This window comes from Haloarcula rara (genome assembly GCF_029338235.1).
Taxonomy (GTDB): domain Archaea; phylum Halobacteriota; class Halobacteria; order Halobacteriales; family Haloarculaceae; genus Haloarcula; species Haloarcula rara.
Genome location: NZ_CP119785.1, coordinates 2,948,850 through 2,969,555, shown reverse-complemented (window position 1 = coordinate 2,969,555; position 20,706 = coordinate 2,948,850). Strand labels below are relative to the sequence as shown.

Annotated in this window: 29 protein-coding genes, 2 tRNA genes and 2 pseudogenes; 19 read left to right on the top strand and 14 right to left on the bottom strand. The window is 65.1% G+C overall.

Features of this window, described 5'->3' with window-relative positions; translation table 11 throughout:
- Window positions 1-188 precede the first annotated feature (188 nt).
- From P1K32_RS15860 to aroA, 3 genes and pseudogenes are all read left to right on the top strand, one after another.
- Window positions 189-518, top strand: coding sequence for a hypothetical protein (locus tag P1K32_RS15860; protein ID WP_276250659.1), 330 nt, complete (start codon window positions 189-191; stop codon window positions 516-518).
- A 34-nt stretch (window positions 519-552) separates the two neighbouring features.
- Window positions 553-657, top strand: a pseudogene (locus P1K32_RS17840) (daunorubicin ABC transporter ATP-binding protein); the annotation flags it as partial.
- Between the two features lie 214 nt (window positions 658-871).
- A complete protein-coding gene (aroA, locus tag P1K32_RS15850; protein ID WP_276250658.1) occupies window positions 872-2,158 on the top strand; it encodes a 3-phosphoshikimate 1-carboxyvinyltransferase in 1,287 nt (428 codons plus the stop codon).
- 9 nt (window positions 2,159-2,167) lie between these two features.
- Here aroA and P1K32_RS15845 read toward each other — a convergent pair whose 3' ends face one another.
- Window positions 2,168-2,647 carry a bacterio-opsin activator domain-containing protein gene (locus P1K32_RS15845; RefSeq protein WP_276250657.1) on the bottom strand — a complete coding sequence of 160 codons (480 nt, stop codon included), beginning with the start codon at window positions 2,645-2,647 and terminating at the stop codon, window positions 2,168-2,170.
- A gap of 111 nt (window positions 2,648-2,758) precedes the next feature.
- On the opposite strand from P1K32_RS15845, the gene aroC reads away from it, so the two are divergent.
- Together aroC and P1K32_RS15835 are read left to right on the top strand one after the other, a co-directional pair.
- A complete protein-coding gene (gene aroC / locus P1K32_RS15840) occupies window positions 2,759-3,958 on the top strand; it encodes a chorismate synthase (protein WP_276250656.1) in 1,200 nt (399 codons plus the stop codon).
- 1 nt (window position 3,959) lies between these two features.
- Window positions 3,960-4,586 carry a uracil-DNA glycosylase gene (locus tag P1K32_RS15835; RefSeq protein WP_276250655.1) on the top strand — a complete coding sequence of 209 codons (627 nt, stop codon included), beginning with the start codon at window positions 3,960-3,962 and terminating at the stop codon, window positions 4,584-4,586.
- Window positions 4,587-4,794: 208 nt separating this feature from the next.
- Here the strand turns inward: P1K32_RS15835 and P1K32_RS15830 are convergent, their stop codons facing one another.
- Window positions 4,795-5,307: a hypothetical protein gene (locus tag P1K32_RS15830; protein ID WP_276250654.1), complete on the bottom strand. Its 513-nt coding sequence runs from the start codon at window positions 5,305-5,307 to the stop codon at window positions 4,795-4,797.
- A 92-nt stretch (window positions 5,308-5,399) separates the two neighbouring features.
- Window positions 5,400-5,825: a CBS domain-containing protein gene (locus tag P1K32_RS15825; RefSeq protein ID WP_276250653.1), complete on the bottom strand. Its 426-nt coding sequence runs from the start codon at window positions 5,823-5,825 to the stop codon at window positions 5,400-5,402.
- 80 nt (window positions 5,826-5,905) lie between these two features.
- On the opposite strand from P1K32_RS15825, the gene P1K32_RS15820 reads away from it, so the two are divergent.
- The 7 genes from P1K32_RS15820 (at window position 5,906) to P1K32_RS15790 (ending at window position 10,957) form a co-directional block, all read left to right on the top strand.
- Window positions 5,906-6,634 (top strand): hypothetical protein, encoded by a 729-nt coding sequence (locus tag P1K32_RS15820; protein ID WP_276250652.1) that lies wholly within the window; start codon window positions 5,906-5,908, stop codon window positions 6,632-6,634.
- 40 nt (window positions 6,635-6,674) lie between these two features.
- Window positions 6,675-6,758 (top strand) — tRNA-Ser (locus tag P1K32_RS15815).
- Between the two features lie 421 nt (window positions 6,759-7,179).
- Window positions 7,180-8,568, top strand: coding sequence for a PGF-pre-PGF domain-containing protein (locus P1K32_RS15810; RefSeq protein ID WP_276250651.1), 1,389 nt, complete (start codon window positions 7,180-7,182; stop codon window positions 8,566-8,568).
- A 45-nt stretch (window positions 8,569-8,613) separates the two neighbouring features.
- The gene (locus tag P1K32_RS15805; protein WP_276250650.1) at window positions 8,614-8,913 is read left to right on the top strand and encodes a DUF5785 family protein; all 300 of its coding nucleotides are present in this window, start codon (window positions 8,614-8,616) and stop codon (window positions 8,911-8,913) included.
- Between the two features lie 70 nt (window positions 8,914-8,983).
- On the top strand, window positions 8,984-9,313 hold the full coding sequence (locus P1K32_RS15800; protein WP_276250649.1) for a DUF7344 domain-containing protein: 330 nt from the start codon (window positions 8,984-8,986) through the stop codon (window positions 9,311-9,313).
- 51 nt (window positions 9,314-9,364) lie between these two features.
- Window positions 9,365-10,123: a GTP cyclohydrolase III gene (locus P1K32_RS15795; protein ID WP_276250648.1), complete on the top strand. Its 759-nt coding sequence runs from the start codon at window positions 9,365-9,367 to the stop codon at window positions 10,121-10,123.
- A 264-nt stretch (window positions 10,124-10,387) separates the two neighbouring features.
- On the top strand, window positions 10,388-10,957 hold the full coding sequence (locus tag P1K32_RS15790) for a CBS domain-containing protein (protein ID WP_276250647.1): 570 nt from the start codon (window positions 10,388-10,390) through the stop codon (window positions 10,955-10,957).
- Window positions 10,958-10,959: 2 nt separating this feature from the next.
- On the opposite strand, the gene P1K32_RS15785 is transcribed toward P1K32_RS15790, so the two are convergent.
- Both P1K32_RS15785 and P1K32_RS17835 read right to left on the bottom strand, forming a co-directional pair.
- Entirely contained in the window at window positions 10,960-11,301 is a 342-nt protein-coding gene (locus P1K32_RS15785; protein ID WP_276250646.1) for a hypothetical protein, read from the bottom strand.
- Window positions 11,302-11,424, bottom strand: a pseudogene (locus tag P1K32_RS17835) (hypothetical protein); the annotation flags it as partial. It lies immediately after the preceding gene.
- 373 nt (window positions 11,425-11,797) lie between these two features.
- Between P1K32_RS17835 and P1K32_RS15780 the strand changes: the two are divergent.
- Together P1K32_RS15780 and P1K32_RS15775 are read left to right on the top strand one after the other, a co-directional pair.
- Complete coding sequence (locus P1K32_RS15780) at window positions 11,798-12,265, top strand: GNAT family N-acetyltransferase (protein ID WP_276250645.1); 468 nt, start codon at window positions 11,798-11,800, stop codon at window positions 12,263-12,265.
- Window positions 12,266-12,293: 28 nt separating this feature from the next.
- A tRNA-Thr gene (locus P1K32_RS15775) sits at window positions 12,294-12,367 on the top strand.
- A 165-nt stretch (window positions 12,368-12,532) separates the two neighbouring features.
- On the opposite strand, the gene P1K32_RS15770 is transcribed toward P1K32_RS15775, so the two are convergent.
- Genes P1K32_RS15770 through P1K32_RS15760 form a run of 3 tightly spaced genes read right to left on the bottom strand, consistent with a single transcriptional unit; the run spans window position 12,533 to window position 13,600 of the window.
- Entirely contained in the window at window positions 12,533-12,706 is a 174-nt protein-coding gene (locus P1K32_RS15770) for a hypothetical protein (protein WP_276250644.1), read from the bottom strand.
- Window positions 12,707-12,711: 5 nt separating this feature from the next.
- Window positions 12,712-13,122, bottom strand: coding sequence for a hypothetical protein (locus P1K32_RS15765; protein WP_276250643.1), 411 nt, complete (start codon window positions 13,120-13,122; stop codon window positions 12,712-12,714).
- A 43-nt stretch (window positions 13,123-13,165) separates the two neighbouring features.
- Complete coding sequence (locus P1K32_RS15760; protein ID WP_276250642.1) at window positions 13,166-13,600, bottom strand: universal stress protein; 435 nt, start codon at window positions 13,598-13,600, stop codon at window positions 13,166-13,168.
- Window positions 13,601-13,676: 76 nt separating this feature from the next.
- Between P1K32_RS15760 and P1K32_RS15755 the strand changes: the two genes are divergently transcribed.
- Window positions 13,677-14,003 (top strand): cupin domain-containing protein, encoded by a 327-nt coding sequence (locus tag P1K32_RS15755; RefSeq protein ID WP_276250641.1) that lies wholly within the window; start codon window positions 13,677-13,679, stop codon window positions 14,001-14,003.
- On the opposite strand, the gene P1K32_RS15750 is transcribed toward P1K32_RS15755, so the two are convergent.
- On the bottom strand, window positions 14,004-16,553 hold the full coding sequence (locus P1K32_RS15750) for a heavy metal translocating P-type ATPase (RefSeq protein ID WP_419181052.1): 2,550 nt from the start codon (window positions 16,551-16,553) through the stop codon (window positions 14,004-14,006). It abuts the gene before it with no gap.
- 266 nt (window positions 16,554-16,819) lie between these two features.
- On the opposite strand from P1K32_RS15750, the gene P1K32_RS15745 reads away from it, so the two are divergent.
- From P1K32_RS15745 to msrB, 3 genes are all read left to right on the top strand, one after another.
- A complete protein-coding gene (locus P1K32_RS15745) occupies window positions 16,820-17,287 on the top strand; it encodes a YbhB/YbcL family Raf kinase inhibitor-like protein (RefSeq protein WP_349682124.1) in 468 nt (155 codons plus the stop codon).
- A 186-nt stretch (window positions 17,288-17,473) separates the two neighbouring features.
- The gene (locus tag P1K32_RS15740) at window positions 17,474-17,929 is read left to right on the top strand and encodes a type IV pilin N-terminal domain-containing protein (RefSeq protein ID WP_276250639.1); all 456 of its coding nucleotides are present in this window, start codon (window positions 17,474-17,476) and stop codon (window positions 17,927-17,929) included.
- Window positions 17,930-18,036: 107 nt separating this feature from the next.
- Window positions 18,037-18,444 carry a peptide-methionine (R)-S-oxide reductase MsrB gene (gene msrB / locus P1K32_RS15735; protein ID WP_276250638.1) on the top strand — a complete coding sequence of 136 codons (408 nt, stop codon included), beginning with the start codon at window positions 18,037-18,039 and terminating at the stop codon, window positions 18,442-18,444.
- Here msrB and P1K32_RS15730 read toward each other — a convergent pair.
- From P1K32_RS15730 to rpl7ae, 5 genes are read right to left on the bottom strand one after another with little or no spacing between them, the layout of a single operon-like run.
- Window positions 18,441-18,680 (bottom strand): glutaredoxin family protein, encoded by a 240-nt coding sequence (locus tag P1K32_RS15730; RefSeq protein WP_276250637.1) that lies wholly within the window; start codon window positions 18,678-18,680, stop codon window positions 18,441-18,443. The genes msrB and P1K32_RS15730 overlap by 4 nt on opposite strands.
- A gap of 37 nt (window positions 18,681-18,717) precedes the next feature.
- A complete protein-coding gene (gene ndk, locus P1K32_RS15725) occupies window positions 18,718-19,182 on the bottom strand; it encodes a nucleoside-diphosphate kinase (protein ID WP_276250636.1) in 465 nt (154 codons plus the stop codon).
- A 28-nt stretch (window positions 19,183-19,210) separates the two neighbouring features.
- Complete coding sequence (locus tag P1K32_RS15720; protein ID WP_276250635.1) at window positions 19,211-19,600, bottom strand: 50S ribosomal protein L24e; 390 nt, start codon at window positions 19,598-19,600, stop codon at window positions 19,211-19,213.
- A 2-nt stretch (window positions 19,601-19,602) separates the two neighbouring features.
- Window positions 19,603-19,830, bottom strand: coding sequence for a 30S ribosomal protein S28e (locus P1K32_RS15715; protein ID WP_220587524.1), 228 nt, complete (start codon window positions 19,828-19,830; stop codon window positions 19,603-19,605).
- 11 nt (window positions 19,831-19,841) lie between these two features.
- A complete protein-coding gene (rpl7ae, locus tag P1K32_RS15710) occupies window positions 19,842-20,204 on the bottom strand; it encodes a 50S ribosomal protein L7Ae (protein WP_276250634.1) in 363 nt (120 codons plus the stop codon).
- Window positions 20,205-20,462: 258 nt separating this feature from the next.
- On the opposite strand from rpl7ae, the gene P1K32_RS15705 reads away from it, so the two are divergent.
- Window positions 20,463-20,702 (top strand): DUF5816 domain-containing protein, encoded by a 240-nt coding sequence (locus P1K32_RS15705; RefSeq protein ID WP_276250633.1) that lies wholly within the window; start codon window positions 20,463-20,465, stop codon window positions 20,700-20,702.
- Window positions 20,703-20,706: the final 4 nt, after the last annotated feature.

Genomic DNA, 20,706 nt, shown 5'->3' with positions numbered 1-20,706 from the left:
GGAGAGAGCACAGCCATTCCGATACGAAGTGAGGCGATGTAGCGGCCGGAACAGCTATTTTCCCGCCACAGGTGCCTGTGCCCACGATAGGGAGCCGTCGGACGTTTCTCGGTATCGTGAGTGTCGCCCTGGGCCTTCTTCCTGGTTGTAATGGGGCGGGGAGGGAGCCGACCGAGAGTGAACCGGGGTTGACTGACACGGCGGCGACAGCGGCGGCCACCTCGACGCCGTCCGAGAGCGAGCCGACGGCAACGAGACAGTACGACGGGGGACCGGTCACGCTTGACGAGTACGGGGAGGCCAGTGTCGAGCTCTCCTATGACACGTCGGGCGGAACCGTCACGGACGCGGACTTCTCGATAATCGCCCAGCCTTCGGGGTCGGGTGCGGACATCCTAGAGTACGACGACTACGCCGAGGTCCAGTTCGACACGCGCGGCACGTACACGGTCCAGTTGACCGTGACCTTCGCCGACGGGACGCGGGCGAGTGACACCGTGGACATCTCTGTCGAGTGAGTCAGGGGAGCAGCTGGAACCACACCGCTACCACGAGCGCGCCGCCGACTTCTCCGGCGGGATGAAGCAACGGCTCGACGCGGCGACGGCGCTGGTCCACCGGCCGCCGCTGGTCAGACTCACTGACCGGCCGGTAGGGAACTTCACCGTACTCTCTGCGGTGGTCTTGGTCGTGATGCTCGTTCCCGTCGTCGCCATCGCACCGCCGCTCGGGCTCACCGCCCTCGGACAGGGCGCCCAGGTCATGATACACGTCGCCGTTGCCGTCCGGATGGTCGCGTTCGTCGCCGGGGCGGTCCGGCTGTAGTGCCGGGAGCGGTAGCCTCTTGTCGCCCGCCCGCAATCGCCTGACCATGGATATCACCATCGGCACGTCGACGGTCTCGGGCACCGCACAGGCCCCGCCGTCGAAGAGCTACACGCACCGGGCTATCCTCGCAGCGGGCTACGCCGGCGGCGCGACGGTCAAAGCGCCGCTCGTCAGCGCCGACACGAAGGCGACGATGCGAGCGGTCACTGCCTACGGCGGCAGTGTCGACCGCAGCGACGAGTCGGCTATCGAAGTCACGGGCTTCGATGGCCGCCCGGAGACCCCCGACACTGTCATCGACTGTGCAAACAGCGGCACGACGATGCGGCTGGTGACCGCGACGGCCGCGCTGCAGGACCGTCTGACCGTCCTGACCGGCGACGACTCGCTCCGTTCTCGGCCCCAGGGCCCGCTGCTCGACGCCATCGGGCAACTGGACGGCCGCGCGGAGAGTACACGCGGGAACGGGCAGGCGCCCCTGGTCGTCGGCGGCGCCGTCGACGGCGGATCTGTCTCCATCCCCGGGGACGTCTCCTCGCAGTATATCACCGCCCTGCTGATGGCCGGCGCCGTCACCGGCGAGGGCATCGACATCGAACTGACGACCGAGCTCAAATCCTCCCCGTATGTCGACATCACACTGGAAGTGCTCGCCGACTACGGCGTCACGGCCGAGCGGACAACGGACGGCTTCACCGTCGCCGGCGGTCAGTCATACGACCCGGCGGGCGGCGAGTACCACGTCCCCGGTGACTTCTCCTCGATTAGCTACCTCCTCGCCATGGGTGCACTGGCAGCCCCGGAGGGGATGACCGTCACCTCGGCCGTCCCGAGCGCGCAGGGCGACACCGCTATCGTCGACATACTCGACCGGATGGGCGCGACGCTCTCGTGGGACCGCGAGAGCGGCGAGATTACGGTCGAGCAGAGCGAGCTCTCGGGTATCGAGGTCGGCGTCGAGGACACGCCGGACCTCCTGCCCACCATCGCGACGCTTGGCGCGGCCGCCGACGGCGTCACCCGCATCACCGACGCCGAACACGTCCGCTACAAGGAGACCGACCGCGTCAGCGCGATGGCCGAGGAACTGACCAAGATGGGCGCCACAGTCGAAGAGAAACAGGACGAACTCGTCGTCTACGGTGAGGACTCGGAGCTGCAGGGTGCGACGGTCGACGGCAAGGCCGACCACCGCATTATCATGTCACTGGCCGTGGCCGGCCTCGTCGCCGACGGCGAGACCACCGTGACGGGTGCCGAACACGTTGACGTCTCCTTCCCGAACTTCTTCGACCTGCTCGAATCGCTGGGCGGCGCGGTCGAGCGGTAGTCCGCTGGCCTACAGCTCGGTGCGGAGTCCGTCTCCGCCCCTCTGTTCGAGCTCTTCGGGGGAGTAGACCCGGTCCAGCGAGATTTCAATCCCGTCGCGTCGACAGTAGGTGTGGAATCTGGCCAGGCCGCCGTAGTCCTCGAACCGGAGCTGTAACTCCCACGTACCGTTGCGACGAGCCTCCAGAATCGTCGCCCCCGTCTCGGCGAGCCCGTGGACGAGGCTCTCGCCGTTGTCGGCCCACTCGATACGGTACATCCCCTGATTGTTGACCACGTCGACGGCGACCAGCCGCGCGACGTGCGGGCTTGTTCGAACCCGCCGCTCGAACTCGGGCAGGTCCCGTCCCGTCACCCAGATGTAGGGCATCACCTGTCCCGATGCCGGAACCGTTCGCTCCAGCTCGATGTCCGCCACGGAATCCCGTGCGAGGACTCTCCCCAGGAGAAACTCGCTTTCCTCGACTGTGATTTCGGTGATGACTGACATTCTATGTCAGTACTCTACCGGCACATATGTATTTTTTCCAACACTCTGGCCCCAGGCGATGGCCCCATACATCTACAAGGTTCAAATGTCCCCGCCCCCCAGAGGTTCGTAATGAACGGCAACGAGTTCGGCCGGCTCTTCCGGCTGACCACATACGGTGAGTCTCACGGCGAAGCGATGGGCTGTACGGTCTCTGGCGTCCCGGCTGGCGTCGAACTCTCCGAAGCGGAGATACAGAAGGACTTAGACCGGCGCAAACCCGGCCAGTCGATGATTACGACCTCCCGTGGCGAACCGGACAAGGTAAAGCTCAACTCCGGCATCCAGGACGGCTACACCACGGGGACGCCCATCGGGATGGTCATCCAGAACAAGGACGCCCGCTCGGGCAAGTACGAGCCGTTCATCACTGCCCCGCGCCCCTCCCACGGCGACTTCACGTACTCCGCGAAGTTCGGCACGCGAAACTGGGGCGGCGGCGGCCGCTCGTCGGCCCGCGAGACCGTCAACTGGGTCGCCGCCGGCGGCGTCGCAAAGCAGGTCCTGGAACAGTCCGAGTACGACGTCCAGATAAAGGCCCACGTCTGCCAGATCGGCGACGTGGTCGCCGAGGACGTGACCTTCGAGGAGATGCTCGAACACAGCGAGGAAAACGAGGTCCGGTGTGCCGACCCCGAGGCCGCCGAGGAGATGCGCGACCTCGCGGACAAACACCAAAAGGAGGGCGACTCGATTGGCGGCGCTATCTACTTCGAATGTCAGGGCGTCCCTCGCGGGCTGGGCGCGCCCCGTTTTGACTCGATTCCCTCGCGGCTCGGCCAGGCGATGTACTCTATCCCCGCGGTCACCGACCTCGCGCTCGGGGTCGGCCGGGACGCCCGCACGATGCGTGGCTCCGAGTACACAGAGGACTGGGAGTTTGCTGAGAACGGCGACCCGGTCCCCGCGGGCAACGACCACGGTGGTCTCCAGGGCGGCATCACGACCGGCGACCCAATCTACGGCGAGGTGACCTGGCACGCGCCCGTCTCCTTCCCGAAGACCCAGAAGACCGTCGACTGGGAGACCGGCGAGGAAAAAGAGATAACGGTGACGGGCCGCCACGACCCCGTGCTCCCGCCCCGCGCCGTCCCAGTCGTCGAAGCAATGCTGTACTGCACCGTGCTCGACTTCATGCTGCTTGGCGGCCGCATCAACCCCGACCGGCTCGACGGCCGCGCCGGTGAGTACGACACTGATTACCATCCCTCCAGCCCGCAGAACGACCCCGAAGACGCCGAGACGCACGCGAAAACCATCGACGAGGATTAGCATGGACGCCAACCAGGACTCGATGTCGAACCCCTTCGGTATGGACGAACAGTGCCAGAACTGCCCCGAGCTGTGTGACTCCCGCGAAACCGTCGTCCACGGCTACGGCGACGTGGGGGCGGAGTTCATCGTCCTCGGTGACTCGCCCGCGGCGGGGGCCGACGAGTCGGGTATCCCCTTTACCGGCGAGCAGGAACGGGAACTGCTCGACATCCTCGACGCCGTCGACATGGTCGAGGACCCCGACGCCGCCGAGCCCGAACTCAAGAACACCTTTCTAACATACGTCACGCGCTGTCGCCACCCCGAGCGCGACGCCACCGACGAGGAGGTGGTCAACTGCGAGCCGTATCTCAACAGCGAGATACGGATGATAAACCCCGAAATCCTCCTCCCGGTGGGCCAGCGCCCCCTCGAGGAGCTGGCCTTCGAGTATACGACGCTCAGCGAGGACGAACTCGATATCGAGGAGCGCCACGCGACGACCATTCGCGGGCGTGGGTTCGAGATTCTCCCGATGATTCCGCCGGTCGAACAGACCGACGAGGAACGCACCGCTTTCCTCGACCACTTCAGCGACGTGCTGGGCCAGGACTACCGCCAGACGAAAGGGCGGCGGGGTCGATAAGGACCGACGGCATCGGAGACAAGCCGTCGGGTCTGCCGAGGACCGACGGCATCGGAGACAAGCCGTCGGGTCTGCCGAGGACCGACGGCATCGGAGACAAGCCGTCGGGTCTGCCGAGGACCGACGGCATCGGAGACAAGCCGTCGGGTCTGCCGAGGACCGACGGCATCGGAGACAAGCCGTCGGGTCTGCCGAGGACCGACGGCAGTTATTCGGTGACTTGCTCCGGCGCGACGAGTTCGCCGTACGCTTTCGCGGCCCGGAGCCGCTGCTGGGCGTCCTCGCGGTACCGCGTCGCCCGGTCCGTATCCCCCTGTTCGCTGGCGTAGGTCGCCCCGCCGAGCCACTCGACGGCCTGCCAGAGACAGGTCGCCTTCTTGCGCGCCCGCTCGCAGGCCTCGCGGACCGACTCGCTTTTGGCCCCTGACACCGCTGCCGTGAAGTGGTCGACGCTGTCCTCGAACTCGCCGGCCGCGTCGTTGAAGCCGCCGCGCGCGAGGGTCATCTGTCCCGACTCGAAGCGTCGCATCGCCTCGGTGGTCCGCCGGCGGCCTTCGACGTATTTCGCGCGGCCGACGTGGTACTCCCGCCCGGCGACCGAGTCGCCGTGGGGTGTCGCCACCTGTTTGCACTCAGAACAGAGCACCGTCGGGTGTCCCTCTCCGGCGACGCGGTACTCGGTCCCACAGCCGTCACAGCGGTATACATCAGTCGTGTGCATTTTCCCCCACACCTGTTGGTAACATGAAAAACTACGGACAATATATAAATCAGTTTTGTTACGCTATACCACGGCCGGGCCGCTGGGCCCAGTCAGCTCGGGCTCCACCTGTCGCGGACCGCCTCCATCGCCGTCGTCTCCGCTCGCAGTGACGGGAGCGCCCAGACGATGTCTGTCAGTGTCACCATGCCGACCAGATCGAGCCCGTCCATGACGGGGACCTTCTTGACCCCCTCGTCGGCCATCAGCCGGGCGACGGTGGTCACTGCCTTCGAGGGAGAGGTCGTCACGACAGCCCCGTGGCCCACCTCGCGCACGTCGATATCCCGGAGCGCGTTCCCCGTGTCCCGCGCGGCTCTGAGTACGTCTGATTCGGTGACGATGCCGACAGGTTCGCCGTCCTCGACGACGATGACCGAGCCCACGCCCGCATTGAGCAGTCTGTCGGCGGCGTCGGCCAGCGTCGCCTCGAGACCGACGGTGACCACCTCTGTCGACATGAGTTCGCGGACCTGCATACCGTTACAGTGTCACGGAGTCACATAGTTCGTCCGGCGACTCCGGAACCGACTAACCGTCGTCGCCCCGAAAGGGGGATATGACCACGGTTGCTGTACTGGCGGATCCCCCGGTCGAAGGGGCCGTCTTGCCTGGACTGGCCGGCGGACCGCTCGACGAATCGGAGGCAACGGCGCTGTACACGGCGATGCTCACCGACGTCTGTCGCGCCGTCGAGGCCAGCGGTGCCGAGTTACTGGTGAACTACCGGCCCGCCGAACAGGTGCCCGACGTCGTAGATCCCGAAGCGGCCGTCCGCGAACCGCTCGATGCGGCGCTCGACGCGCCCGACGAGGCCCGTTATGAGGTCCAGGTCGGTTCGACGCACGCAGCCCGCGTCGGCAACACTGTCACGCACCTGCTCGAACGTGAGGGAGTCAAGACCGCCGCTGCGGTCACGCCGACCGCCGGTCTGCTGACGCGCCAACTTATCGACAGCGCCGCGATGAAACTGCGTTCCTCTGGCGTGGTGCTTGGCCCGTCGACCGACGGTCGCGTCTACTACGCCGGGTTCGCCGAACCGATAGACTTCGAGGACGCGGACGCGACCCCGACCGTCGAGACACTCACCGACCGAGCGATGGACGCCGACCTCGGGGTGGACTTCCTGCCGACGACACCGGTCGTCGAGACGCAGGCAGACCTCCAGACGGTCGTTCCGCTCCTCCGTGCCCGCCACCGGGCCGATCGGGTAGTACCACCCAGGACGACGACGCTCATCAACGAGTTCGGGCTGCGCGTGACTGCCGACGGTCTTGTCCGCGAGTAATCGACAGGCCTTAGGGCAAACCCCCGTTATGACTGCCTGCGGTGGGGTGGCAGAGCGGCCTATTGCGCCTGCCTTGAAAGCAGGTATCCTCACGGATTCCTGGGTTCAAATCCCAGCCCCACCGTATTTTGCCACGAACAACCCGTGAGTGGCAAATACATCACCTGGGATTTGAAGTAGAGAAGGTGGAGCGCGAGCGAAGCGAGTGACCACCTTCGCGTGGTTCAAATCCCAGCCCCACCGCTTCTCTGCGAACGACAGTGAGCGGTGCAACTGGACTTGAGCCCTGGAAGACACAGCGCGAACGAAGTGAGTGACTGTCTTCCTCCGGTTCAAATTCCGAGAGGCGCTCGCGTCTCTCGACGTTCGCAACGCTTTGCGTTCGCTCACTCCCAGCCCCACCGTATTCTTGCCGCGAGCGATTACGCCAGGAGCAAACAGAATCCTGGCGATTTGAAGCCGAAGACCGGCCCGTAGTATCAAATAAACGATTGGTTCCTCCCATCGTGAGGTTTTATATTACTGGTCCGGTTCACCACAAGCAGATGCAGTTATCAGATGGGTCTCTAACGCAGTGCGGGCATCGGGTCCTCGCCCTCGGTCTGGTCGTCCTCATCGTCGGGTCGATGTTTGCCTCCGTGGCGGCCGCCCAGTCGGCGATCGGGTTCCGGAACGCCGAGGTTTCCGCGACGACAGTAACCGTGGGCGAGAACGTAACCGTGAGCGCCGAGGCGGTGAACGTCGGTGACTCCCGTGGTGGATACTCCTTCGAATTCGAGCGTGATCGCGTCAGGTTCGAGAAAATTCGCGTGACGATTCCGGCGAACACGGACCGGCGGGTCTCGACGAATATCAGCTTCGACGAGCCGGGGACCTACAGAATCACAGTTAACGGCAACCAAGCGGGCCGCATAACGGTGCAGCCAGCCCGCGCTCGGGTCACCTCGGAAACGGAGAGCCAGCGTCGCATCGACGTCAGGGCCAACGGGGTCTCGCCGACCGGACCGACCGGGTTCGATATCCCATCGTCGAACCGCACGTTCGCCCTCCAGAACTGGTCGACGACGACGGGGGAAACTGCGTTTCAGCAGTATCTCACGGAGTACACCAACCGCTCTGTGATGCCTGCGTCGGTGCCCGCCCCGGAGCAGTCGACGGTGTTCGGCGTCATCGACTTCGAGAGCGACGACGGCTTCGAAGAATCGACCGTGCGAATCGGCGTCAACGACTCCGTGCTGGCGAACTCGACGCTGGAGCGCGACGAGGTGACGGTGTACCAGCACAACGGCACAGTCTGGGAACCGCTGTCGACGAGCGTCACCGCTCAGCAGGAAAACCGGACCGTCTACGAGGCGACAATGACACGCGGGACGACGTACGCCGTCGGTCGTATGACCGCGGACATCGCTATCGAGAACACGTCGTACGGGATAACACTGAGCGCCGACGGCCCACGACTGTATGTCAATGCACGGTTGCGAAACGCCGCACCGATAGCTGGTACCTACACCGGTGTCATGCGGGTCAACGGCGAATCCGTCAACCGGACCACGGTGGCGGTACCGGCGAGTGGCGACGCGAACATCTCGCTGACACACGGGGTCACCGAGGCGGGGAGCTACAACCTCAGACTCAACAGGACCTCGGTCGGTTCTGTCTTCATTTCGGAGAGTCAGGCAGCGGCCACGCAGCCGACCGAATCGAGGCCGGCAAGCGAGACTCCGACCGGTACTGCCGCTGCGACCCCGAGCGGTGACAGCGGTGACGACAGCGGACCGATCGATGCGGTCCCGTCGACGGTCTTCGGAATCAACACGCTCTACGTCGTCAGTGGGCTCGCCATCGCGTTGGCGGCGTTCGTCGCCATCTTGCTCCTGTTGCGCCGGGGCGGCGACGGCGGCGGTGGGCAACCGGAGACTTTCGACCCCTGGTAGCCGCGGAGAGCAACCCTTTTTGTGCCGGTGTCCCGAGGTCCGGACATGGAGTGGCCACACGACCCCGACGGTGAAGAGGGAAGCGAGGGCCGGCGCAAGTACGGACACGCCATCCTCGCGAAGAAGATCGACGAAGAAGAAGACTTCCCGCTCTCGGCCGAGGAGTACGTCTCAGCCTACGGCGACCATCCAGTCCGCATCGACTACGAGACCGTCGTCAGCGTGGCGGATATCTTCGAGCACGTCGACGAGTCCGAGTTCGCGGACTTCCCGGAGTTCCACCGGGCGCTCGGTGCGGCACTCCGCGAGGCGGACCTGTGGCCCTACCGACTGCAACACGCCTGACGGTGTCGTCTCCGGTATTGTGGTATGTGTTCACGACACATACTTGTGGGGTGCCGGCGTAGATACCTGTATGGCGACACAGAACGCCGACAGCGACATCGGTAGCGACCTGCCGCCAGCGGTGGTCGAGGACCTGCTATCCGACGATACCAGGCGCCGAGCGCTCGCGATTATAGCGGACCGGGACGAGCCAGTCGTGGTGTCAGACCTGGCAGCGGCAGTCGTCGCCGACCGCGAGGGGTGTCCAGTGTCGGCAGTGCCGGAATCGGAGCGTGAGGCTATGGCGGCGGAACTGTTCACCGACCACATCCCGAAGCTGATGGCGACCGAAGTGGTCGCGTACGATTCGATGCTCGGCGCGGTCGAGCTCCGAACGGACGGCATCGCCAGACAGGCGTGATACTGACCCGGTTCCGATACATCAATACCGGTCGGGTCCAAACCCCCGGTAGTGACGAACACGCAGGTAACGCACATCCAGATCGATAACTACGGCCCGTGGACAGTGACGCCCGAGCCGCGCCGCGAAGTCGACCTCCAGACGTTGCAGTCCCGACTGTACGCCGACCTCGCTCAACTGTTCGGGAACCGCGACGGCTACATCTTCTTCTCGCGGTTCGACAACATGATTGCCGTGACCAACGGGCTTGACGAGGCAGACCACGCCCTCATCCAGGAGTCCGTCGGCAACCGGTACCCGGTGACGATGAGCCTCTCGGTCGCCACGGGGACGACCCCGGTGTCGGCGCTGGGGACCGCCACAGAGCAACTGCAGGAAGCCGGCAGCGCACAGGACGACGGCCGCCGGGAGGTGTTGCGAGGCCAGACCATCGACGACGAGTTCCGGACCGACACCGACGTCCAGCTGGCCCATTTCGACGTCGACGACGCGACCGAGAAATACACCGACCAGCTCAACGAGTTCGACACATTCATTCAGATCGAACAGGGGTACGCCTCGCTGATGAAGTATATGCGCGAGGCACACGATTCACTCTCTTTCTTCGTCGGCGGTGACAACGTTATCGCGGTGTGTCCCGACCTCGACGAGGCGGACTACAGGGACGCCTGTGACCACGTTCGCGATGCCGTCGACGTCGAGCTGAAGGTCGGTGTCGGCCGCGGACGCACGCCCGCCGACGCCGGTATGGACGCGAAACACGCGCTAGAGGAGTGCCGGGCAGACGGGGCGACAGTTCGGTTCGAGTAGCGAGGCGATGAGCGAAGCGAATCGCCTCGAGGGGAACCGGCGAACGAAGTGAGCCGGAGAGCAGTAGCGAGGAATCGAACGCAGTGAGATTCCTCGGAATAAGCGAGCGCAGAGGAACGACCCGCGAGCAGTAGCGAGGTCTGAGCAGCGAGGAAGATCCCCGATAGACCGACTGCTCCGGTGAACCGACCATGGTATTCGGTGGCACGCACCATAACACTGGCGGAGGTAGCTTTTAGACGACTTCGTGCCATACGTTCACGTATGAACGACCCGGTCGCTGTCCGGGAGGTGATGAACCGTGAGTACGTGGGTGCGAGCGCGTCGGACGGGCTCGTCGAGACGACAGAGCTGCTGGTCCGCGAGGGTGAACCGACAGCGCTGGTTCTGGAAGGCAACGACCCGGTCGGGGTCGTGACCCGGGCGGATATCCTGGGGCATCTCGTCTCGGAGGGGGCCCCAGCGGAAGCACGGGTCGCCGACGTGATGACCGAGTCGTACCCGTCCATCGACCCGGAGGCCAGGCTTCCGGAAGCGCGTGACCGGATGGCCACCTATGCGACCCAGTGGCTGGTGGTCGTCGAAGACGGCGAACCGCTGGGAACGCTGACCAGTCACGATATCCTCTCGTCGGTGCGCCTGGAGAGCGAACGGACGCAGGCACTCGATGAGGAGGCCGCTATGGCGACACCCGAGCAGGCGACCGCCGACGGTACGACGGCCGCAGAGGACTCCTTCGAGGAACAGGGCATCTGTTCGGCCTGTGGAACGCTCACTCGCTCGCTGGCGTCACTGAACGGGCAGTTGCTCTGTGCCGACTGCCGGGACGTGTAAGGCTACTCGAAGGGGTACACCGCTCCCGACCCCTCACGTTCGGTGTCGTCTTCGGCCGGGGCGCCCACGACTGCCCGGCCCCCGCTGTCCGATACGCCGACGTCGTACCCGAACCCGCTGAACCGGCCCCCGTCGCCACTGAACCTCGTTTCCTGTGCCCAGGACTCGTCCGACTTCGAGAAGACGTAGGCGCTGTGTCCGATTTTGAACACACCGATGAGAGCCACGCTCCCGTCCCTCGAGAGGGCCAGCGCCTTCCCGAAGTAGATTTCTCCGGGGTCGCCCTCCGGCGTGAGCCTGTCCTCCTGGGTCCACTCGCCGTCGGAGAGCGAAAAGACGTACACAGAAGGGTTTTTCCAGCCGCCGGTGGCGAGGTCGTCGCCCAGCGAACCGACGACGAGCGGCGACCCCTCGCCGGACAGTTCAACGGCGCCCCCGAACGAGTCCGTCGTATCCTCGCCGTCGGCTCGTACCTTGGCCGTCTATTCGGCCGGTGGGTCTCGACTGGCCATAGTATCCTCAGTCGGTGTCTCGGACGCAGTCGGCGTCCCGTTCTGCTCGCCAGCGTCGTTCGACCCGCCCGAACACCCTGCTACCGCTCCGGCTGTCGCGGTTCCCAGTGCAACGAGTAGCCGCCGACGTCAGTCGTCCATACGCTTTGCTTACTGGCTTCTGCAATAAAATATAATATTGGGGACTCGAACTCTTCCGAAGACTCGCGTCGCGGAGACCGAGCCTCCGAACAGGAGTCTTGTCTCTGGGGCGGGGGCGCAACTGTCGGACGCGAACTTGCCGTCGTAGGGGGCTAACAGTTTTGCGCCCGTGGAACCCATATGAGCCGTGGAGATATCGACCCCGTCGACGGCGCTTGCCGACCGACTCACCGATATGTGGGTCGACCTCGCGCGGGACCAGCGCTCGTACGGGTCACACCTTCTGGGCCCGGAGAACCGGGCCGTCATCCGCGAGACGGTCGTCCAGCGTATCGTCGCCGAGGACCTCCTGGTGGCCCGTCTCGAGGAGCGCGTCGTCGGCTTCGTCATGTTCACCGTCGAGCACGGTCGGTACGAGCAGGACGTCACGCCGGGCCTCGTCGAGAACCTCTACGTGGCGCCGGACGCCCGTCGCGAGGGCATCGGGAGCGCGCTGCTCCGGGCCGCTGAGGACCGACTGGTCGACGACGGCGCGACGGTGGTCCAGCTGGAGGCGATGGCCGACAACGACGCCGCCCGCCAGTTCTACGCCGCCCACGGCTACACCCCCCATCGGTTGACACTCGAAAAGTCGACGGAAAACGACACCGCTTAAAACGTCCCCCGACAACTGATGGATACGCGCCAGGGGAGCTTGGGTGGTCCAAGCACTCGACTTGTAATCGAGAGTTCGTGGGTTCAAATCCCACCCCTGGCTTTCTGCTGTGAACGAACGTGAGCAGCGAAAGCTGCGAAGTGGGATTTGAATCCTGCCAGTCGCAGCGACGGCGCTATTCGTGGTCGACCGTCTGGCTCCGGTTCACACTCCCACCCCTGGCTTGCAACTGACTGTTCGAATGGTATCCAGTGCGATTTTTCGCCGTCAGTACTCCAGGTCGCTAGCAGTAAGCGTATACAGCGCGGCCGAGACGCCGACGAAGAGCCCAACGGCCACGCCCAGTCCCCGGAGCCACAGCGGGACGGGGTACGCCAGCACGACGGCACCCACGACCATCGCGAGGCCGACACAGAGCGGCATCACAGAATCGGCGGTCATCGCTGTTACTCCATCTGGAACGGCGGTACCGACCTGGTCTGGCCGAAAATCTCCAAGCGGTCGCTTCGCTCTACGCTGTCGCCGGGGCGTATCCTTCGGCCGTGGGCGGCGACGATGCGGTCGGCGATCGCGAGAGCCGATTCGATGCTCGCCGACAGGACGCGCGCGACATCGAGTTCGTCCTGAGAGAAGGCGTCGGCGTCTGGGGTGGCGAGATTCAGGACGCCTCGTTCGCCCAGGGGTGGGATGAGCTCGCTGTCGGACAGCCAGCGCCCGCCGAAAGGCACGTCTAACACGTCGGGCACCGCACTGATGGCCACGTCACAGCTCTCTCTTTCCGCCTCGGCGTGCACGAGCCGCCGCGTCACCGGGTATCGCGCGTCCAGTGCGGACGTCACGCGGTCCCCACTATCCATCACAGCGTACTGTTCGCCACCGATTATAAAAAGATGTGGACGATCAGGGTTCCGGCAGCGGGACAGTGAGAACTGGCACGTCCGACAGTCGGACGACTTTCTCGGTCACGCTACCGACTAAATAGTGGTCCAGTCCCGTCCGACCGTGGGTGCCCATCACCACGAGGTCGATATCCTCCGCCGCCGCGTAGTCGAGAATCGCCTGGTGGGGATCGCCACGGGCGACGACGCCTTCGATAGTTTCGACGTCGGCCCCCCTGGCCTGTGATTGCACGCTCTCGATAGCCCGACGGCCCTGGTCTTCGAGTTCCTCGAAGATGACTTCGGGGGTCGTCTCGCGGGCCACACCGATTCGGGCGTCGACCACGTAGAGGACGTGCAACGCAGCGTCGTACTGCCTGGCGTGGTCGATGGCGTGTTCGACCGCGGCCCGAGTCCCCTCACTGCCGTCCGTCGGGAGCAGCACTGCGTCATACATATTATAGACATAACATATCTATACACAAACCAGTTGCGTCCACCACGGCTACAGGCATGGGGAGTGAGGTGCCGGCATGGGATTCGACCTGCTCTCCGAGTTCGGCGCGACGCCCGACGCCGGCGCCGTCGACAGCGGCGAACTGGCAGTGACCGACGACGTGCTGGTGAAGGCGTTCGCGCTCGGGCCCAGGGCCAGTATCGAACCGCACGAACACACTGATGCCACGAACGTCTTCCACGTGCTCCGGGGGACCGTGCGGGTCGAGCGCGACGATGAGACCGAGACTGTCTCGGCGCCAGGCGTCGTTTGCAACGAGCGTGGACAGGTCCACGGCGCCCAAAACGACACCGACGAGATCGCCGTGCTGACGGCGACTCTCTGCCCGCTGCCGGGCCGGTGATCACTCCGACTCGACGTCGAGGGCGTCCGCGCGAACGCTGGAGAGTCGCATCGCGTTCCCGGTGACGGCTGTCGTCATCCCGGCGTCGCCCGCGAGGACCGCCAGCCAGATGGGGACGTATCCGAAGGGGACGGCAAGAGCGAGGACCGCCTTCACGCCCAGGCTGGCCCAGACGTTCTGGCGGATGACGCCGTTGGCCTGCCCGGAGAGGTCATAGAGGTACGGGAGCTTCGAGAGGTCGTCCGAGAGCAAGGCCACGTCTGCCGTCTCCAGCGCGGTGTCGGTGCCGGCCGCGCCCATCGCCACGCCGACCGTCGCGGTTGCCAGTGCCGGCGCGTCGTTGATACCGTCCCCGACCATGGCGACCCCACCGTCAGTCTCGCCGTCGAGGCGCTCGACGTGGGCCACCTTCTCGTCGGGCAGCAGTTCCGCCGCGTAGTCGTCGACGCCCACCTGTTCGGCGATGGCGCCCGCGGTGCGCTCGTTGTCGCCGGTGAGCATCACCGTCTTCTCGATGCCCAGGGCGCTGAGCCGTTCGACCGCCGCGCGGGCTTCGGGTCGGACCTCGTCGGCCACAGCGATGACCCCCTCCAGTTCGTCCTCGGTCCCGACGAGGACGACCGTCTTACCCTCGGACTGTAGCTCGGGGACCGCCTCGTCGAGCAGGTCCAGGCAGTTGTTTCGCTCACAGAGCTGCTGGGCGGTCTTCGTGACAAGCCCGCCGTCGGTCGTCGCGTGGACGTGTGAGAGGTCGAAATCGAGTTCCTCGAAGAGATCCGGCTTGCCAGCGAAGTGCGGGACGCCCCCGAGTTCAGCGCGAACGCCCTTCCCGGTGATGCTCTCGAACGCGTCGATATCGCGCTCGCCGCCCTCCCCGGCCTCGGCGACGATGGCCTCGCCGATGGGGTGTTCGCTGCGGGCCTCCAGGCCGCGGGCACAGCGCAGGACATCGTCCTCGCTGTTGCCGTTCAGCGCGATGACGTCGGTGACAGTGAGTTCGCCCTTCGTGAGCGTCCCGGTCTTGTCGAAGGCGACCACGTCGACCTCGCCCATCGCCTCTAAGTGATTCCCGCCCTTGATGAGGACGCCGTTCTTCGCGGCGCTCGTGATGCCCGAGACGACCGAGACGGGCGTCGAGATGACGAAGGCACAGGGACAGGCGAGCACCAGCAGTGTCAGCCCGTAGACGACCGCCGTCGAGAGGGTCGTCCCCAGGACGACCGGGCTGGCGAGGGTCACGAGGACGGCGAAAGCGACGACGACGGGCGTGTAGTACGCCGAGAACCGCTCGACGAACTGCTCGCGCTCGGTCTTGTTCGACTGGGCGTCCTCGACCATCTCGACGATGCGCGAGAGCGTGTTGTCGCCCGAGGCCGAGGTGACCTGGACTTCCAGGTAGCCGCCCTCGTTGATAGTCCCGGCGTACACATCGTCGCCGACGGTCTTGTCGACCGGGACGCTCTCGCCGGTGATGGGCGCCTGGTTGACGGCGCTCTCGCCGTCGATGACGTCGCCGTCCAGCGGAATCTTCTCGCCGGGCCTGACGACGACGCGCTCACCCACGTCGACGGTATCGACCGGGACGACCGCCTCTTCACCATCTCGCCGGACCGTCGCCTCCTCCGGTGAGAGGTCCATCAGCTCTTCCAGCGAATCCCGGGCGCGATCCATCGAGTACCGCTCTAAGAGCTCGGCGATGCTAAAGAGGACCGCCAGCGTCGCGGCCTCGAAGTACAGCGCTTCGCCGAAGGCCAGGCTGGCTGTCAGCGCCCCGAGGATGGCGATGGACATCAGCAGGTCGATGTCGAGGTTCAGGTTGCGCGCCGAGTAGTAGCCGTTGCGCAGGATGGCCTGCCCGCCGACGGCGACGGCGACGAGGAAGAGCAGGTCCGCCACGTGGAGGGCACTGCCCAGGACCGTCCCGACCTGTGCGTTCGTCCCCGGTATCAGGAACTCGAGGACGAGTCCGACCGCCAGTACGACCCCGCTGGCCCACGTCTTGAGCGCCCGCGGGCTGGTCCAGAGCTCCTCGTCGCTCGACTCGTCGGTCGCCCCCGTAGTGCCTTCGACGTCGTAGCCCGCACGCTCTATCGCGGCGACGATCGCGTCGTCAGTCGGCTCGGCCCCGGTCCGCGTCAGGACCACTGTTCCGGTCGTCGGCTGTGTCTCCACACTCTCGAGGTCCTCGACGGTCGACAGCGCGGATTCGACCTTGCCCGCACAGGACGCACAGTCCATGTCCGGCACGGAGACTCGGAGCGTCTCCGTCGGCTCCGCAACGACGTACCCGGCCGACCGGATTCGCTCGGCTATCGCCGCCGTGTCGGTCGCGTCTGCGTCGTAGGTCACGGTCAGGGTCCCGGTCGTCACCTGCGGGTCGATTGTCTCGACCCCGTCGAGCGTCTCGACACTCGACTCGACTTTGCCAGCACAGGCGGGACAGTCCATCTCGGGGACGTCGAACTGGCTGACCGCGCTGTCTCCTCGGTCCGTCGTCTCGCCCCCTGTCTCTGGCCCGCCGTCGGGTTCGTCGGGGTCCTCGGTCGTCATTACTCAGGCTAGCTCGCGCGCATTTATTAATTCAACTGTTATCAGAGCGGCTGTGGATGACGTTTGTTAATAAAACATGCGCACCAAATTATGAAAATCGGCTGGACCGTACGGAAATCTGGTGGTGTGACCAAAGCGACAAAGTAGCGTGGCCCCCGAGCGTGGCTATGCGACGCCGCAGGTTGTTACGAACGGTGGGTCCGATAGCTGCCGGGGCAGTGGCCGGCTGTGTGGGTGAATCGGAAGAAACACCTGGAGGATTCACGATGTCGAGTCCGGCGCTGGACCCGGGCGGGTCTCTGCCGGATCGGTTCACCTGCTACGGCGCCGGAGAGTCGCCTCCGTTCGACTTCGAGCGCGTCCCTGAGCCCACCGAGGCCCTCGCCATCGTCGCGGAGTACGACAGCGGGGGCATCACCGATCCGATCTTCTGGACACTCTGGAACGTCCCCCCGGACACAGAGCGGATTCCAGCGGGACTCCCGCGCTCGGCGACGGTCCAGTCGCTGGGTGGGGCCGCCCAGGGGCGACCAGAGGGCGGCGAGGTCGGGTACGAACCACCGTGTCCCCAACCCGGCCAGCCCTACACGAACCGGTTTCAGCTGTATGCCCTCGGCGAGGTGCTCGACGTGGCGGACGGTACCGACCACGACACGGCGTCGGAGGCCATTGGGGACGCGGTGCTCGCAAGCCAGCAAATCGCCGTCGACTTCGAGCGGACGCCCACACCCTGACCCATCGTCGCTCCCTCGCGACACGAGCGCGATATCGGGCGAATCGTTGCTAGCCCGCCAGCTCGCCGTTCGCTGAACGACCGAAATAAATTTAATATAGGTTTAGCAGAATTTATAATAGTTGGGACAAATACTTGTTAGTGAATGGGGAGGAAGCTGTTCAATGGCGAGGGCGAGGTATCGCAAGTGGTGGGGGCCACTCTGCTGATCGCCATCTCAATAGTGCTGGCGGTCACCACCGCAGCGTTCGTCATCGGGCTGGGGGACCGGACAGATACCACACCGCCGGAGGTGGAGTTCACCTACGAGTACTCACAGGTGGGGAACGGGAATCTGACAATCGTCCACGAGAGCGGCGAGACGCTCGACCCGAGTACCGTCGAAGTCAGAGCCGACAGGCAGTTCCGGCCGGCACCGGGCAACGACAGCGGGAGACTGCGAAGCTCCGGAATCCAGTCCTACGCCCTCGACAGCACTGCAGCCGGGAGTGAGTGGGTCGGAGGCGCTATCGAGCAGGGCTCGGAGTTCACGGTCGTCGGCGACGACTCCACGCTCGACAGCGGGACCATCCGCGTCGTCTGGGTCGAGCCTGCCGACGGCGACACCGCCGTCCTCGGGGCGTGGCAGGGACCCGGAGCGTGACAGCGCCGACGAGTTCCTCCGCTGCGTTCTCGAACGCTCCTTCCAAACAGCCGGCACACGGGAGCCTGCCGACGTGGGCTTATGAGCCTCCAGTACGTACCCCGTGTATGAGCGAACAGGCCGATAACGTGCCGAACAACGACGAAGAGTGGCGCGAGCTCCTCACCGACGAAGAGTACCGTATCCTCAGGGAAGCCGGGACCGAACCCCGGTTCAGCAGCGACCTGCTGGACACCAAAGACGACGGCGTGTTCACCTGTGCGGGCTGTGGGACAGCGCTGTTCGACAGTGAAGAGAAGTTCGAGTCCGGTACCGGGTGGCCAAGTTTCTGGGATGTCTACGACGAGGGCACCGTCGAGACCCGACTCGACGAGAGCCACGGAATGCGCCGGACCGAAGTCGTCTGTGCCAACTGCGGGGGACACCTGGGCCACGTCTTCGACGACGGCCCCGAGCCCACCGGCAAGCGCTACTGCATCAACGGCGCGGCCCTGGAGTTCGAGAGCGAAGACTAGACGTAGGACCGCTCGACGAACTCCAGGATGCGGTCGGACTCGGCCATCGTGACACCGCGGTCCTCGTCGACCAGCACCGGGACCGCCCGCTGTCCCGAGACCCGCTTGACCTCGTCGCGCTCCGAGTGCAGCGCCTCGACCCACTCGCTCTCGTAGTCGAGGCCCAGTTCGTCCAGCCGGTCGGCCACTTTCTCGCAGTAGGGACAGCCGTCGAGCTGATAGAGTGTGCGACTCATGGGCGAGGGTACGGTCTCCGGCCTGAAAATGAGTTCGCTACTCGTAGAGCCAGGAGCCGTCTATCTTGTCCCACTCGACGAGCTCGTCCTCGTCGAAAAACAGCTCGATTTCGCGCTCGTTGGCTCCCTCGTCCTCGTGGTCGGAGCCGTGGATGACGTTGCGACCCAGGTCCAGCCCGTAGTCACCGCGGATGGTGCCGGGCGCGGCCTCCGCCGGGTCCGTCGCACCCATCATCCGGCGGACCTGGCGGGTGGCGTCCTGCCCGTCCAGGACCAAAGCGAAGACGGGACCGGAGGTGATGAACTCGACGAGCGAGTCGTAGAAGGGCTTGCCCTCGTGTTCTGCGTAATGTTGTTCGGCGAGCTCACGCTCCAGCTGCATGAACTTCGCGCCGACGATTTTCAGGCCGCGGTTCTCGAACCGTTCGAGTATCTCGCTGATGAGCCCGCGCTGGACACCGTCCGGTTTGACCATGACGAAGGTACGCTCTGTTTCAGGCATCTACGAAAAAAGTCGAACGCCGATGGCTTTATGCTTCGGCTTCTTCAGCTTCTTCCTCGTCGTCCGCGTCGTCGGCGGCGGACTCGTCTGCGTCTGCGTCGTCGCTCTCGGTCGTTTCGTCCTCGGAGTCGCTCTCCTCGTCAGCAGCGTCGTCCGCAGCTTCCTCGGCTTCCGCCTGGGCAGCCGCTTCGGCTTCCGCTTCCTCTGCGGCCTCTTCGGCCGCCTGCTGCTCGGCCGCGGTGGTCTGTCGGCCGGCGTCGGTCCAGCCGAGGTTCCGGGCCTCGCGGCCCAGGTCGGCGTTGTTCTCGCACTTCGAGGAACAGAAGTGCGTGGTCGAGCCGTCGTTGTGGACGAGCATCGTACCCGTGCCGGGCTCGATGTCCTGCCCACAGTAGTCACATTCTCGGGTTCGGGGCATCGTTATTGTCCTCCGATGGAGTCGGCTTCGCGGGCCGTCTCACGGAGCTGGAGGATGTCGCCCTCGCGGACGGGACCGAGGACGTTCCGGGTGATGATCCGGCCCTGGTTCTCGCCCTCGCGGATGCGGCACTTGACCTGCATGGCCTCGCCGTGCATCCCCGTCTTGCCGACGATCTCGATGACCTCGGCCGACGTGGCGCCGCTACTTTCGGATTCCTCAGCACTCATCTTTGGTCACCTCAGCGGAGCTCCTCGACCTTGTCGGCGATGTCCTCGACGTCGGCCTCGGCCTCACCGGCGTCGGTGATAGCGGCGGCGGCGGAGCCGACTTCGAGCCCGGCGGCGTGGCCCAGGTCGTCCTGCTGCTCGACGAATATGAAGGAAACGCCCTTCTCGTCGGCCAGCTCGGGGATGTGCATGACGATTTCCTCGGGCTGGACGTCCTCGGCGACGAAGACGAGCTCGGCAGAGCCCCGTTCGACGGCCTTGGTCGTCTCGTTGGTTCCTTTCTTGACTGTGCCTGTGTCTCGTGCGACTTCCAGCGCCTCGAGAGCGTCGTCCTCGAGGTCGGCCGGAACGTCGAAATCTACGTATACTGGCATGTGTTGGTCACCTCCTGCACGCAGGCTCAGGCTCCCCCGCCGTTCGCGGGAAATCCCGCGGCACACCCCGGTGGCGTGCTGGTCCTGAGAAGGCTGGGAGCATCATCAACCCGGTGCAGGCTGTAATCGTCTGTGTGCCACGGGCCCTAAAAGCGCTTTCGAAGCCGAATCCGGTTGACAGCGTAGCACACGGCGGCGGCCACCGTCGCCCGCTGTGTGTCCCATACCCTTTACCCACCTGGCTCACCACAGGCCGCTATGGACGAACGCACAGGTCCGGACGGCCGGACCCTCTACGTCGACCGCGAGGACGGAGACATCGGGACGAAAGGCCCCTTCTACGTCGTCTATCTCGACGACGAACGCGAGCGGCGGTGGGGCTACTTCTGTGACAACTGCGAGACGTTCAACAACGCCATGGACTCGATGGGGCGCATCCGCTGTAACGACTGTAGCAACCTCAAGAAGGCCGACGAGTGGGACGCGGCCCACGAGTAGTCAG

Coding starts and splice junctions, on each gene's coding strand:
- P1K32_RS15825 (WP_276250653.1), bottom strand. CDS start 5,825: ATGCAGGTCCGCGAACTCATGTCGACAGAGGTGGTCACCGTCGGTCTC.
- P1K32_RS15715 (WP_220587524.1), bottom strand. CDS start 19,830: ATGAGTGCTGAGGAATCCGAAAGTAGCGGCGCCACGTCGGCCGAGGTC.
- P1K32_RS15750 (WP_419181052.1), bottom strand. CDS start 16,553: ATGACGACCGAGGACCCCGACGAACCCGACGGCGGGCCAGAGACAGGG.
- P1K32_RS15745 (WP_349682124.1), top strand. CDS start 16,820: ATGTCGAGTCCGGCGCTGGACCCGGGCGGGTCTCTGCCGGATCGGTTC.
- P1K32_RS15835 (WP_276250655.1), top strand. CDS start 3,960: ATGGACGCCAACCAGGACTCGATGTCGAACCCCTTCGGTATGGACGAA.
- P1K32_RS15805 (WP_276250650.1), top strand. CDS start 8,614: ATGGAGTGGCCACACGACCCCGACGGTGAAGAGGGAAGCGAGGGCCGG.
- aroC (WP_276250656.1), top strand. CDS start 2,759: ATGAACGGCAACGAGTTCGGCCGGCTCTTCCGGCTGACCACATACGGT.
- P1K32_RS15765 (WP_276250643.1), bottom strand. CDS start 13,122: ATGGATAGTGGGGACCGCGTGACGTCCGCACTGGACGCGCGATACCCG.
- P1K32_RS15810 (WP_276250651.1), top strand. CDS start 7,180: ATGCAGTTATCAGATGGGTCTCTAACGCAGTGCGGGCATCGGGTCCTC.
- aroA (WP_276250658.1), top strand. CDS start 872: ATGGATATCACCATCGGCACGTCGACGGTCTCGGGCACCGCACAGGCC.
- P1K32_RS15800 (WP_276250649.1), top strand. CDS start 8,984: ATGGCGACACAGAACGCCGACAGCGACATCGGTAGCGACCTGCCGCCA.
- P1K32_RS15830 (WP_276250654.1), bottom strand. CDS start 5,307: ATGCACACGACTGATGTATACCGCTGTGACGGCTGTGGGACCGAGTAC.
- P1K32_RS15705 (WP_276250633.1), top strand. CDS start 20,463: ATGGACGAACGCACAGGTCCGGACGGCCGGACCCTCTACGTCGACCGC.
- P1K32_RS15730 (WP_276250637.1), bottom strand. CDS start 18,680: ATGAGTCGCACACTCTATCAGCTCGACGGCTGTCCCTACTGCGAGAAA.
- P1K32_RS15720 (WP_276250635.1), bottom strand. CDS start 19,600: ATGCCCCGAACCCGAGAATGTGACTACTGTGGGCAGGACATCGAGCCC.
- ndk (WP_276250636.1), bottom strand. CDS start 19,182: ATGCCTGAAACAGAGCGTACCTTCGTCATGGTCAAACCGGACGGTGTC.
- P1K32_RS15760 (WP_276250642.1), bottom strand. CDS start 13,600: ATGTATGACGCAGTGCTGCTCCCGACGGACGGCAGTGAGGGGACTCGG.
- P1K32_RS15755 (WP_276250641.1), top strand. CDS start 13,677: ATGGGATTCGACCTGCTCTCCGAGTTCGGCGCGACGCCCGACGCCGGC.
- P1K32_RS15790 (WP_276250647.1), top strand. CDS start 10,388: ATGAACGACCCGGTCGCTGTCCGGGAGGTGATGAACCGTGAGTACGTG.
- P1K32_RS15770 (WP_276250644.1), bottom strand. CDS start 12,706: ATGACCGCCGATTCTGTGATGCCGCTCTGTGTCGGCCTCGCGATGGTC.
- P1K32_RS15845 (WP_276250657.1), bottom strand. CDS start 2,647: ATGTCAGTCATCACCGAAATCACAGTCGAGGAAAGCGAGTTTCTCCTG.
- rpl7ae (WP_276250634.1), bottom strand. CDS start 20,204: ATGCCAGTATACGTAGATTTCGACGTTCCGGCCGACCTCGAGGACGAC.
- P1K32_RS15820 (WP_276250652.1), top strand. CDS start 5,906: ATGACCACGGTTGCTGTACTGGCGGATCCCCCGGTCGAAGGGGCCGTC.
- msrB (WP_276250638.1), top strand. CDS start 18,037: ATGAGCGAACAGGCCGATAACGTGCCGAACAACGACGAAGAGTGGCGC.